General features: G+C 73.0%; 10 protein-coding genes. 8 read left to right on the top strand and 2 right to left on the bottom strand.

Features of this window, described 5'->3' with window-relative positions:
- The 3 genes from VIM19_09145 to VIM19_09135 form a co-directional block, all read left to right on the top strand.
- Positions 1 to 238 (top strand): hypothetical protein (locus VIM19_09145; protein ID HEY5185046.1); only part of this gene is annotated, 238 nt, incomplete at its 5' end.
- A gap of 87 nt (positions 239 to 325) precedes the next feature.
- Positions 326 to 1,759, top strand: coding sequence for an amidase (locus VIM19_09140; protein ID HEY5185045.1), 1,434 nt, complete (start codon positions 326 to 328; stop codon positions 1,757 to 1,759).
- Between the two features lie 49 nt (positions 1,760 to 1,808).
- Positions 1,809 to 2,225 (top strand): hypothetical protein, encoded by a 417-nt coding sequence (locus VIM19_09135; protein HEY5185044.1) that lies wholly within the window; start codon positions 1,809 to 1,811, stop codon positions 2,223 to 2,225.
- A gap of 21 nt (positions 2,226 to 2,246) precedes the next feature.
- On the opposite strand, the gene rsgA is transcribed toward VIM19_09135, so the two are convergent.
- Positions 2,247 to 3,323, bottom strand: coding sequence for a ribosome small subunit-dependent GTPase A (rsgA, locus tag VIM19_09130; GenBank protein HEY5185043.1), 1,077 nt, complete (start codon positions 3,321 to 3,323; stop codon positions 2,247 to 2,249).
- 72 nt (positions 3,324 to 3,395) lie between these two features.
- Here rsgA and VIM19_09125 point away from each other — a divergent pair, with 72 nt between their 5' ends.
- Genes VIM19_09125 through treZ form a run of 5 tightly spaced genes read left to right on the top strand, consistent with a single transcriptional unit; the run spans position 3,396 to position 11,665 of the window.
- Complete coding sequence (locus VIM19_09125) at positions 3,396 to 5,018, top strand: isovaleryl-CoA dehydrogenase (GenBank protein ID HEY5185042.1); 1,623 nt, start codon at positions 3,396 to 3,398, stop codon at positions 5,016 to 5,018.
- Positions 5,019 to 5,075: 57 nt separating this feature from the next.
- The gene (gene glgX, locus VIM19_09120; GenBank protein HEY5185041.1) at positions 5,076 to 7,181 is read left to right on the top strand and encodes a glycogen debranching protein GlgX; all 2,106 of its coding nucleotides are present in this window, start codon (positions 5,076 to 5,078) and stop codon (positions 7,179 to 7,181) included.
- Complete coding sequence (gene treY / locus VIM19_09115) at positions 7,178 to 9,679, top strand: malto-oligosyltrehalose synthase (protein ID HEY5185040.1); 2,502 nt, start codon at positions 7,178 to 7,180, stop codon at positions 9,677 to 9,679. The genes glgX and treY overlap by 4 nt, the downstream gene beginning before the upstream one ends.
- Positions 9,680 to 9,683: 4 nt before the next feature.
- Positions 9,684 to 9,938 (top strand): GlsB/YeaQ/YmgE family stress response membrane protein, encoded by a 255-nt coding sequence (locus VIM19_09110; GenBank protein HEY5185039.1) that lies wholly within the window; start codon positions 9,684 to 9,686, stop codon positions 9,936 to 9,938.
- A complete protein-coding gene (treZ, locus tag VIM19_09105) occupies positions 9,932 to 11,665 on the top strand; it encodes a malto-oligosyltrehalose trehalohydrolase (protein ID HEY5185038.1) in 1,734 nt (577 codons plus the stop codon). The genes VIM19_09110 and treZ overlap by 7 nt, the downstream gene beginning before the upstream one ends.
- Here the strand turns inward: treZ and zapE are convergent.
- Entirely contained in the window at positions 11,655 to 12,665 is a 1,011-nt protein-coding gene (gene zapE / locus VIM19_09100; GenBank protein HEY5185037.1) for a cell division protein ZapE, read from the bottom strand. The two genes, treZ and zapE, sit on opposite strands and share 11 nt — an antisense overlap.
- Positions 12,666 to 12,669 lie beyond the last annotated feature (4 nt).

Genomic DNA, 12,669 nt, shown 5'->3' with positions numbered 1-12,669 from the left:
CCACGTCCGAGGCCGCTCCTGGAGTATCGCCGCACTGAACCTGCTCGGCTCCGTGCTGTTCGGCCTGTCCGCGATCGGCGCCTACCTGGACCCCACCACCAACCAGCTGCTCAGCGCCCGGTGGTCCAACCTCGGGACGCTGGGCGGCGCGCTCTGCTTCCTGGCCGGTGCGGCACTGCTGCTCCCCAGCCGCACCCAAGGCGGCCAGCGAGTCAGTCGACCCGCTCGCCCCACGTGAACCGGACGCCGTTCTCACGCAGGCGCAAGCCGCCGCGGTCGGCTGACCACGGGCCGGTCGACGCTCCGCTCGGCCAGTCATGCCAAGGTGAGCCTCATGGCCAGTCCCACCCCCACGGCCGCCGAGCAGGTCGACCGGCTGCTCGACCGGATCGCCTCCGTCGACGCCGCCGGCCCAACCCTGCGCTCGGTGATCGAGACCAACCCGGATGCCCGGGAGGTCGCCGACGCGCTCGACGAGGAACGCCATGACGGTCGGGTGCGCGGTCCGCTGCACGGCGTCGCGGTCCTGGTGAAGGACAACATCGACACCGCAGACCGCATGCTCACGACCGCGGGGTCCCTGGCACTGACCGCGAACCGTCCGCTCGCCGACGCTCCGGTCGTCGCCCGGCTGCGAGCGGCCGGGCTGGTGCTGCTCGGCAAGACGAACCTCAGCGAGTGGGCCAACCTCCGGTCCCCGCACTCCTCCAGCGGGTGGAGCGCGCGCGGCGGCCAGACCGTCAACCCGTGGGACACCAGCCGCAGCCCGGGCGGTTCGTCGTCCGGCTCCGGGGTTGCCGTGGCCGCGGAGTTGACACCGCTCGCCGTCGGGACCGAGACCGATGGCTCGATCGTGTGCCCCGCCTCACTCAACGGCGTGGTCGGCATCAAGCCGACGGTCGGCCTGCTGCCGGGCGCCGGGATCGTGCCGATCGCGCACAGCCAGGACGCCGCGGGCCCGATGGCCCGCAGCGTGCATGACGCCGCGGCCCTGCTCGAGGTGCTCTCCGGCCGGTCCGGTTTCGTCGATGCGTGCACCGTCGAGGCGGCAGCCGAGGGCCTGAACGGCTTCCGCATCGGTGTCGCGCGGGCGTCCTTCGGCGCGCACGTCGGGACCGACGCGGTCGCCGAGCGCGCCCTGGGGCTGCTGTCCGCCGCTGGCGCGACCCTTGTAGACCCCGCGGACCTGCCCACCTTCCCGTCGTACGACGCCGGGGACGACGAGCTCACCGTGCTGCTGCACGAGCTCAAGCAGGACCTGTCCGCCTACCTGGCCGGTCGTCCGGAAGGCACGCCACGCGACCTCGCCGAGCTGATCGCGTTCAACCAGGTCAACGCGGGCACCGAGCTGGCCTGGTTCGGCCAGGAGTTCTTCGAGCAGGCCGAGCGGCTGGGAGGGCTCGACGACCCGGCCTACCTGACCGCCCTCGAGCGGGGCCGGCGCCGGGCCGGCGCCGAAGGCATCGACGCGGCGGTGGCCCAGCATGCTCTGCAAGCGTTCGTGGCGCCCGCCTACTCCCCCGCCTGGAAGATCGACCAGGTCAACGGCGACCAGATGACCGGCGGCCAGGTCACCACGCTGCCCGCGATCGCCGGCTACCCGCTGCTGTCCGTGCCCATGGGGCTCGTCCACGGCCTGCCGGTCGGTCTCGCCGTGTTCGGCCCGGCCGGCAGCGAGGCGGTCCTGATCCGCATCGCTCACGTCGTGGAGCAACGGCTCGGTCTGGTCCGCGACGGCGCGCTGGTCCCCCCCATCTGACCCCCCGGACGACCTCAAGTGGGCCGCCGGACCTGTCGAAGGCTGCCCGGTGGGAGTCTTCTCAGTCGCCGCCAGCGAGGTCATCCGCCCGGCGGCGATCCTGAACGAGCGGACCGCGGCCGACGTCCTGGCCTGGATGCAGAACAACAGCGTGGATGCCGGGGGCCAGTGGCTGCCGACGGCCTCGCTCTGGCAGCGCTACGACGCCCCCTGGGACGGCGTGGACGACCGCGGTGCCGCCCGGCTGCTCGGCTCGATAGCCGTCGTCTACGGCCAGCCGGGGCGGCACGAGATCACCATCTACAAGGTCACCATCACCCAGCGCGGCGTCGACGACGGCTGGGACGTCGAGCGGGTGTGCGACGAGGCGCTCGCCAGCGTCGGGCTCAGCCTCGCCACCGTGCCGCGCGCCCAGCTCTACCCGCCGCCTGCCCGCGACCCCTTCCACGTCGCCCCGCACTCGTAGCACCGGATAACATCAAGCCGGCTAGGGACGAATCACCCCGGCTTGGCGCGCCGACTTGTGGATCGCCTTCCAGCGCGCCTTCTCGGCCAGCCGGATCCTGGCATCCGCGCGACCCGCCATCCAACGGGCCTCGCGCCCCAGCTTGCGCCAGGACTCCAGGCGTCGAACCGGTAGCTCGCCCTCGTCGACTGCCTGGAGCACCGCACAGCCGGGCTCCGTGGCGTGCGAGCAGTCGCTGAAGCGGCAGTGCGCGGCCAGCGCCTCGATGTCCTGGAAGACCTGCTCGAGCCCCTCCTCGACGTCCATGAGACCAACCCCACGGAGGCCGGGGGTGTCGATGAGCAGGCCAGCGCCCGGCAGGGCCACCAGCTCACGGCGGACCGTGGTGTGACGGCCCTTCCCGGCCTGCCCGATGTCGAACACGGCCTGCCGGTCCGTGCCAAGCAGCGCGTTCACCAGGGTCGACTTGCCGACCCCCGACTGCCCCAGCAGCGCCAGCGTCCGGTCGGGGTCAGCGAGGTCCGCGACCTCCGACATCCCCTCCCCCGTGACCGCGCTCACGACCAGCACCGGCACGCCGGGGGCCGCGCCGGCCACCTCCGCTGCGATGTCGGCCGCGTCGGTCACCAGATCGGCCTTGGTCAGGACGACGGCCGGCTGGGCCCCGCTCTCCCAGGCCAGGGCCAGCAGCCGCTCGATGCGGCCGAGGTCCGGTTCGACCGACAGCGACGCCACCACGACCACCACGTCGACATTGGCGGCGAGGACCTGCCCGTACGACGTCCGCGACGCGGAGGCGCGCACCACCGCCGTCCGACGGGGCAGCAGCCACTCGGCCGTCTCCCGGCGGTCCGGCCAACGCCGGACCAGCGCCCAGTCCCCCGTGCAGGGCCCGGCGACGGGGTCCTCGGCGATCTCCTCGAGCAGGTCGCCGCCGAAGGTCACCCGCAGCACGCCGCCCTCGGCCAGCACGTCGCACGCCGCACGGTCCACCCCGACCACCCGGGCGGGGACCAGGTCCGCTGGGAACGCCGCGGCCGCCTCGGCCCACCGCTCGTCCCAACCGAGGGCCCGCAGCCCCCTCACGTCGTCCACCACGCCTTCGACGGTAGGGCGTCGAACCTTGCCGGTCCACGGGATATCGGCCCCGCCAAGTGGTGTGATCGAGGCATGGCAACGACACACGAGGTCTTCAACCAGGCACCTCCGCTGGAGGGCTATGACGTGTTCGGCGCTGACGCTGCACTGTGCGAGGCGGTGCAGCGCCACGGCAGCGCCGAGTCCGCCGAGCCGCTGGGCGAGCTGGGCCGGCTGGCCGGCTCGGCCCACGCGCAGCGGCTGGGCCGGCTGGCCAACGACAACCCACCGGTCCTGCGCAGCCACGACCGGTACGGCCACCGCATCGACGAGGTCGAGTTCCACCCCGCGTGGCACGAGCTGATGGCCACGGCCACGGCGCACGGGCTGCACGCCGCCCCGTGGGTGTCCGAGCAGAAGGGCGCCCACGTCACCCGGGCGGCCGGCTTCCTCGTCTGGAGCCAAGCCGAGGCCGGTCACGGCTGCCCGGTGTCGATGACCTACGCCGCGGTCCCGGCGCTTCGGGCCGACCCCCGGCTCACCGACGAGTGGGTCCCTCGGCTGGCCCGGCGGGGGTACGACGCCACGCTGGGCGACCCGGCGGCCAAACCAGGCTGCATCGCCGGCATGGCGATGACCGAGAAGCAGGGCGGGTCCGACGTCCGGGCGAACACCACCGTGGCCGAGCCCACCGGGACGGACGGCGAGTACCGGCTCACCGGCCACAAGTGGTTCTGCTCCGCCCCGATGAGCGACGTGTTCCTGACGCTGGCCCAGACCCCCGGCGGGCTGACCTGCTTCGTGCTGCCCCGCGTGCTGCCGGACGGCACCCGCAACACGTTCCGGCTTCAGCGGCTGAAGGACAAGCTGGGCAACCGGTCCAACGCCTCCGCCGAGATCGAGCTGGACGGCACCCTGGCCCGCCGGCTCGGCGACGAGGGCCGCGGGGTGCGGACCATCGTCGAGATGGTGGCCGCGACCCGGCTGGACTGCGTGCTGGGCAGCGCCGCGCTCATGCGGCAGGCGGTGGCGCAGGGCACCCACCACGCGGCCCACCGCCGTGCCTTCGGCCGCCGGCTGGCCGACCAGCCGCTGATGGCCAACGTGCTGGCTGACCTGGCCGTGGAGTCCGAGGCCGCCACCGCGCTGGGCATCCGGCTGGCCGCCGCGGTCGACGACGGCGAGGACGCGTTCCGGCGGCTCGCCGTCCCGGTGGCCAAGTACTGGGTGACCAAGCGGACGCCCGCGCTGGTCGGCGAGGCGCTGGAGTGCCTCGGCGGCAACGGCTACGTCGAGGAGTCCGGAATGCCCCGGCTGTACCGGGAGGCTCCGGTCAACGCGGTGTGGGAGGGGTCCGGCAACGTGGTCGCCCTCGACGTGCTGCGCGCGCTGCAGCGAGAGCCAGCGGCGCTGGACGCCTTCCTGGCCGAGATCGGCCTCGCTCGTGGTGCGGACCGACGGCTGGATCAGGCGGTCACCGACGTGCTGCAGTCTCTGGCCGACCTCGACGACCTCGAGCACCGGGCCCGGCGGCTGGTCGAGCGGATGGCACTGGTCCTCCAGGGCTCCCTGCTGGCCCGCTATGCCCCGCCCGCGGTGGCCGACGCGTTCTGCGCCAGCCGACTCGCCGGCGACGCCGGGATGGGTTTCGGCACGCTCCCGCGGGGTACCGACACGGAGTCGATCGTGGCCAGGGCCACACCGTCGCTCGAGTAGGGGCCAGGCACGAACCGTGCCAGGATCGCACCCGGACCCTTCCCGGAAGGCGGTTTCATGCAGGTGTGGCCCGGAACCCCGTACCCACTCGGCGCGACCTTCGACGGTGCCGGCACGAACTTCGCGCTGTTCTCCGAGGTGGCCACCAGCGTCGAGCTGTGCCTGTTCGACGAGCGCGGACGCGAGCGACGGGTGCCACTCACTGAGCTGGACGGCTTCATCTGGCACAGCTACCTGCCCACCGTGCACCCGGGCCAGCGCTACGGTTTCCGGGTCAGCGGGCCGTACGCGCCCGAGCACGGACACCGCTGCAATCCGGCCAAGTTGCTGCTGGACCCGTACGCCAAGGCCATCGAGGGCCAGCCGGACTGGGACGAGGCGCTGTTCGGCTACCGGTTCACCGACCCGGGCAAGCGCAACCTCAAGAACAGCGGCCGGCACGCCATGAAGTCGGTGGTCATCAACCCGTTCTTCGACTGGCAGGAGGACCGGCACCCGCGCCGGCCGTACCACGAGACGGTCATCTACGAGGCCCACGTCAAGGGGCTGACAATGACCCACCCTGAGCTGCCCCGCGAGATCCGCGGCACCTACTTGGCGCTGGGCCACCCGGTAATGATCGACCACTTCCGCTCCCTCGGGGTGACCGCGGTCGAGCTCATGCCGGTCCACCAGTTCGTCCAGGACCACCACCTGGTCGAACGTGGGCTGTCCAACTACTGGGGCTACAACACCATCGGGTTCTTTGCCCCGCACAACGGCTACGCCGCCTATGGCCAACGCGGCCAACAGGTGCAGGAGTTCAAGGCGATGGTCCGCTCGCTGCACGCGGCGGGCATCGAGGTGATCCTGGACGTCGTCTACAACCACACCGCCGAGGGCAGCGAGATGGGGCCGACGCTGTCCTTCCGCGGCATCGACAACGCGTCGTACTACCGGCTGGTGGACTCCGACCCGCGGTACTACATGGACACCACGGGCACCGGGAACAGCCTGCTCATGCGCAGCCCGCACGTGCTGCAGCTGATCATGGACTCGCTGCGGTACTGGGTCCAGGACATGCACGTCGACGGGTTCCGGTTCGACCTCGCTGCCACCCTGGCCCGCCAGTTCCACGAGGTGGACCGGCTCTCGGCGTTCTTCGACCTGGTCCAGCAGGATCCGGTCGTCTCGCAGGTCAAGCTGATCGCCGAGCCGTGGGACATCGGCGAGGGCGGCTACCAGGTGGGCAACTTCCCGCCGCTGTGGACCGAGTGGAACGGCAAGTTCCGCGACACCGTCCGCGACTTCTGGCGGGGCGAGGCGGCCACGCTGGCCGAGTTCGCCTCCCGGTTCACCGGCTCCAGCGACCTGTACCAGTCCTCCGGTCGCAACCCGTACGCGTCGATCAACTTCGTGACCGCCCACGACGGGTTCACCCTGCACGACCTGGTGTCCTACAACGACAAGCACAACGACGCCAACGGCGAGGAGAACCGGGACGGCGAGAGCCACAACCGGTCCTGGAACTGCGGGGCGGAGGGCGCCACCGACGAGCTGGGCATCCTGGCGCTGCGCGAGAAGCAGAAGCGCAACCTGATGGCCACCCTGTTGCTGTCCCAGGGGATACCCATGCTGTTGCACGGTGACGAGCTGGGTCGCACCCAGGGCGGCAACAACAACGGCTACTGCCAGGACAACCCGGTCAGCTGGGTGGACTGGTCGGACGCCGGCGAGCACTGGGCCAGGCGCGACTTCACCCACCGGTTGGCCAAGCTTCGCCGCGAGCACCCGGTGTTCCGGCGGCGACGGTTCTTCGAGGGGGTCTCCCCGCGAGGCGGCGAGCTCGGCGACATCGCCTGGTTCCGCCCGAGCGGGGAGATCATGACTGATGAGGACTGGAACAACGGCTACGCGAAGTCGCTGGCGGTCTTCCTCAACGGCGACGCCATCTCCAGCCCGGATCTGAGCGGCCGCGCGGTCCGGGACGACTCGTTCCTGCTGCTGTTCAACGCCCACCACGAGGACCTCGAGTTCCAGCTGCCCGGGCCCCGCTACGCGACCTCGTGGCTGCGCGAGTTCGACACCGCGTCGCCGGACGAGGGCGACTCCCCACCCGTGCCCGCGAGCGGCCAGGTGCAGGTTGAGGCCCGCTCGATGCAGCTGTTCCGGCGGCAGCTGTGAGCGACGACGCCGCAGCGACGCCCCACCAGCCGACCCGGTGGCGGCTGCCCTCGCGCGGCCGGCCGCTGCCCACCGCCACCTACCGGCTGCAGCTGCGGTCCGGGTTCGGCTTCGTGCAGGTCGCCGAGCTGGCCGACTATCTGGCAGCGCTGGGCGTCTCGCACGCCTACCTGTCCCCCGTCCTCCAGGCGGTGCCCGGCTCGCCGCACGGCTACGACGTGGTCGACCACAGCCGCCTGTCCGAGGAGCTCGGCGGCGCCCAGGCGTACGACGGCATGGCCGGCCGGCTGGACTCGCTCGGCCTGGGCGTGGTCGCCGACGTCGTGCCCAATCACATGGCGGTGCCCACCCCCGCCTCGCTCAACGTGGTGCTCTGGTCGGTGCTTCGGGACGGTCCGGCGTCCCTCTACGCCGACTGGTTCGACGTCGACTGGGCGGCCCAGCAGAGCGCCCTGCTGCTGCCGGTGCTCGGCCAGCGCATCGGTGACTGCCTGGACGCCGTCGAGATCACCGTGGACCGCGACGGGCCGGAACCGGTCGTCCGGTACCACGAGCACGTGTTCCCCGTCCGGCCCGGTACCGCCGACCTACCACTGCCGCAGCTGCTGGACGAGCAGTTCTACCGGCTGGCGTACTGGCGGGTCGGCGACGAGGAGCTCAACTACCGCCGGTTCTTCGACGTTGACACGCTGGCCGCCGTCCGGGTGGAGAACCCCGCGGTGTTCGCCGAGAGCCACGCGCTGCTGCTGGCGCTGGTCAACGAGGGCAAGCTGGACGGGCTGCGCGTGGACCACCCGGACGGCCTGGCCGACCCCCGCACCTACCTGGAGCGGCTGGCCGGGGCCACTCGAGGCTCCTGGGTCGTGGTGGAGAAGATCCTGCAGGACGGCGAGGAGCTTCCCGAGGACTGGGACTGCGCCGGGACCACCGGGTACGACGCGCTGCGCCGGGTCGGCGGGCTGTTCGTGGACCCGGCAGGAGCCGCGCCGCTGCGGGCGCTGCACCAGCGGCTGACCGGGCTCCCCGACGACCTGGCCGCCGTCGAGGAGGACGCCAAGCGGCTGGTGGCCACCACCTCGCTGAGTGCCGAGGTCAGCCGTCTGGTCGAGCTGGCGGCCGCTGTCTGCGCCGATGACGTGCGGCTGCGCGACCACACCAGGGCCGGGGTCCGGACGGCGCTGGAGGAGCTCATCGTGGCGCTGCCGGTGTACCGCGCCTACGTCGTCCCCGGGGAGCAGCCGCCACCCGCCTCGGTCGAGCTGCTCGAGCGGGCCGCAACGGTGGCCCGGGAGCGGGCGCCCGAGCGGGCCGCGGAGGTCGACCTGGTGCTCGCGCTGGCCCTGGGCCGACTGGGCCGCGACCGCAGGCGCGACGAGTTCGTCGTCCGGTTCCAGCAGACCTGCGGGCCGGTCATGGCCAAGGGGGTCGAGGACACCGCCTTCTACCGCTGGGCCCCGCTCGCCGCACTCAACGAGGTCGGCGGCGACCCGGCCGGCTTCGGCGTCTCGCCAGCGGACTTCCACCGCGCCTGCGAGCGACAGGCGGCCGGCTGGCCGGGGACCATGACCACGCTGTCCACCCACGACACCAAGCGGTCGGAGGACGTGCGGGCGCGGCTCGCGGTGCTCTCCGAGGTGCCGGAGGCATGGGCTGAGACGGTCGGCACATGGCAGCAGCTGAGCGCGTCGCTGCGTCCCGGGACGGGCGTCCCGGACGGCGTCACCGAGAACCTGCTGTGGCAGACCCTGGTGGGCGCCTGGCCGGTCAGTGCCGAGCGGCTGGCCCCGTACCTGACCAAGGCCATGCGCGAGGCCCGGCTGGTCACCTCCTGGCAGCAGCCGGACGAGGACGTGGAGAAGGCGGTGGCCGGATTCGTCGCCGCGGTGCTCGAACACCCGGGTCTGGTCTCCAGCCTCGAGGAGCTGGTGGCCAGCATCGCGTTGCCGGCAGCGGTGAACACCCTGGGCCAGAAGCTGGTCCAGCTGGGCATGCCGGGGGTGCCCGACGTCTACCAGGGCAACGAGCTGCACGACCTGTCCTTGGTGGACCCGGACAACCGGCGTCCGGTCGACTACGGGCGCCGCCGCGAGCTGCTGTCGGCCCTCGACGACGGCGCCCCTGTCGGCGACTTGGAGACCACGGACGGCCTGGACCGGGCCAAGCTGCTGGTCACCTCCCGGCTGCTGCGGCTGCGCCGCGACCGGTCGCACTGGTTCGGCCCCGACTCCGGCTACCGCGCACTCACCCTGGACGGCGAGCGGGCCGGGCACGGCGTCGCGTTCGCCCGCGGCGAGGCCGTACTGCTCGCCACCCGGCTGCCGGTGGGGCTGGCCCGCGCCGGCGGCTGGGGAGACGCACGACTGCACCTGCCGGACGGCGACTGGACCGAGCTGATGGCCGACCGACCGGTGCCTGGCGGAACCGTCCGGGTCGCGGACCTGCTCGCGAGCCTGCCGGTCGCCGTGCTCGTCCCCCGCTCCCACGACCAGGAAGGCTGAGCGCATGGACATCAACGGCCTGTTCTCCGGCCTGTTCGCAGCGATCGTCGTCGGCGGGCTCGGCCGGCTGCTGGTCCGCGGCTACCGGCCGGTGGGCTGCCTGCTCACCCTGCTCATCGGGCTGGTCGGTGCCGGTGTGGGCCTGGCCGTCGGGTCGAAGCTCGGGTGGGGGTTCTGGCTGACCTTTGCCACTCAGGTGGTCGTGGCTGCCCTCCTCGTCCTCCCGTTCACCCTCGGCACCCGCGACCGTGACTGGTGAGGCTCGATCTCTGGGCCCCGCTCGCCTCGGCCGTCGACATGGACCTGGGCACCCGCTGCGAGCCGATGCGGCCCACGGCCGACGGCTGGTGGTCGGCCGAGCCCGATCTCAGACACGGCGATGCCTACGGGTTCCGGCTGGACGGCGGTGACCCGCTGCCGGACCCACGGGCGCTGTGGCTGCCGGACGGCGTGCACGGCCTGGCCCGCGCGTACGACCACGGCCGGTTCGCGTGGACCGACCAGAAGTGGCCCGGGCGCCCGCTGGCCGGGTCGGTGGTCTACGAGCTGCACGTGGGCACGTTCACCCCCGGGGGCACCCTGGACGCCGCGGTCGACCGGCTGGACCACCTCGTCGAGCTGGGGGTGGACCTCGTCGAGCTGATGCCGCTGGCCGCCTTCGAAGGCCGCCACGGCTGGGGCTACGACGGGGTCGCGCTGTGGGCGGTGCACGAGCCGTACGGCGGCCCGGACGCGCTCAAGCGGTTCGTCGATGCCTGCCACCGCCGGGGCCTGGGCGTCCTGCTGGACGTCGTCTACAACCACCTCGGCCCCAGCGGGAACTACCTGGCCCGGTTCGGCCCCTACTTCACCGACGCCCACCGCACGCCCTGGGGCGACGCGGTCAACCTCGACCAGCCCGGCTCGGACAGCACCCGGGCCTTCCTACTGGACAACGCCGAGTCGTGGCTGCGCGACTTCCACCTCGACGGTTTGCGGCTGGACGCCGTCCACGCGCTGTCCGACGAGCGGGCGCTGACCCTCCTGGAGGAGCTGGCCGCCCACGTCGACCAGCTGGCCGCGGTGCTCGGCCGGCCATTGTCCCTGGTCGCCGAGACCGACCGCAACGACCCGCGGGCGGTGCTGCCCCGCACCGAGCACGGACTCGGGCTGACCGCCCAGTGGGACGACGACGTGCACCACGCCGTGCACGCCGCCGTCACCGGCGAGCGGCAGGGCTACTACGCGGACTTCGGCTCGCTGGCCGCCGTGGCGAAGACGCTGGCCGGGGCGTACTTCCACGACGGCACCTGGTCGTCGTTCCGCGGCCGGCACCACGGAAGGCCGGTGGACCGCGCGGCGGTGCCCGGCCAGCGCTTCGTCGTCGCACTGCAGACGCACGACCAAGTGGGCAACCGGGCCGCCGGCGGCCGGATCTCGGCGGCGCTCTCCCCCGGGCTGCTGCGGGTGGCCTCAACGCTCGTGCTCACCAGCCCGTTCACCCCGATGCTGTTCATGGGAGAGGAGTGGGCGGCCGGCACCCCGTGGGCGTTCTTCAGCTCGTTCCCGGACCCCGCCCTCGGCCAGGCGGTCACTCAAGGCCGTCGACGGGAGTTCGCAGCGCACGGCTGGGGCGACGCCGTGCCCGACCCGCAGGACCCGGCCACGTTCGCGGCCTCGGTGCTGGACTGGGCCGAGCCGGCGCGCGAGCCGCACGCCTCGGTGCTGGGCTGGTACCGCGCCCTGCTCGCCCTGCGCCGGGCCGAGCCGGACCTGCGCGACGCTCGGCTGGACCGGGTGGCGGTGGCCCACTCCGAGGCGCACCAGTGGCTCGTGGTGACCCGCGGGAGTCTCCGCGTCGCGGCCAACTTGTCCGGGCAGGAACGGGTGGTGCCGCTGGACGCGGCCCCTGCTGAGGTCCTGCTGGCCAGCTCGGCGCCGCGGCTGGCGGCCGCCGCTGTCGGGCTGGCCCCGGAGTCCGTGGCCGTCGTCCGGGTCAGCGGCTGAGCTCGGGCGGGTCGATCCCCTCGCCCTCGCGGGCCAGGGCCACCAGCCGGGAGATGGCTCGGTGGTACTTCTTGCGATACCCCCCGGCCAGCATGTCGGCCGGGAACAGCTGGTCCAGCGACGTGCCCGCGGCCAGCACCGGCACGTCGCGGTCGTACAGCCGGTCGGCCAGCACCACCAGCCGCAGCGCCGCGTTCTGGTCCGGCACCGGGCGGAGGCCAGTGAGGCAGACCGCCCGAACCCCGTCCAGCAGGGCGCCGTAGCGGCTTGGGTGCACGGTGCTCAGGTGCCTCAGCACGCCGCCGAAATCGTCCAGCGTGGCGCCCGGCGTGCGCTCGGCGGCCGCGCGCACGTCGTCCTCGGTCAGCGGCGGAGGCGGCTGCGGCAGGCCCCGGTGCCGGAAGTCCTCGCCGTCGATGCGCAGCACGTCGAAGTGGGCGGCCAGCCCCTGGATCTCCCGGAGGAAGTCGTCCGCGGCGAAGCGGCCCTCCCCCAGCGCGCCGGGCAGCGTGTTGGAGGTGGCGGCCAGATGTACGCCGGCGCCGACCAGCCGGTCGAGCAGCGTGGACATGAGCACCGTGTCACCGGGGTCGTCCAGCTCGAACTCGTCGATGCAGACCAGCCGGTGCCCGGACAGCGCCGTCACCGCTGCCTGGAAGCCCAGCGCGCCCACCAGGTGGGTGTACTCCACGAACGTGCCGAACGCCTTGGGCTGCGGCGCCTCGTGCCAGACCGACGCGAGCAGGTGAGTCTTGCCCACCCCGAACCCGCCGTCGAGGTACACGCCGGCCCGCTGCTCGGGCGGTGCTGCCCGGCGCAGCCTCCGGCGCAGCCCGCCGGCACTCCGCGCCGGGACCGCGATCCGGGCACTGAACGCGGACAGCCCCGCGACCGCAGCGGCCTGGGTCTGCTCGCGCGGGTCCGGCAGGTAGGTCGCGAACCGCACCGCGTCGAAGCGCGGCGGCGGGACCAGGTCAGCGACGAGCCGCTGCGGCGCCACCGCG

The sequence above is a fragment of the Actinomycetes bacterium genome (assembly GCA_036510875.1).
Classification (GTDB): Bacteria; Actinomycetota; Actinomycetes; order Prado026; family Prado026; genus DATCDE01.
Note: the sequence above shows the minus strand (reverse complement) of the source record. Positions and strands in the feature narration are given on the sequence as shown.

Coding starts and splice junctions, on each gene's coding strand:
- glgX (HEY5185041.1), top strand. CDS start 5,076: ATGCAGGTGTGGCCCGGAACCCCGTACCCACTCGGCGCGACCTTCGAC.
- VIM19_09125 (HEY5185042.1), top strand. CDS start 3,396: ATGGCAACGACACACGAGGTCTTCAACCAGGCACCTCCGCTGGAGGGC.
- VIM19_09110 (HEY5185039.1), top strand. CDS start 9,684: ATGGACATCAACGGCCTGTTCTCCGGCCTGTTCGCAGCGATCGTCGTC.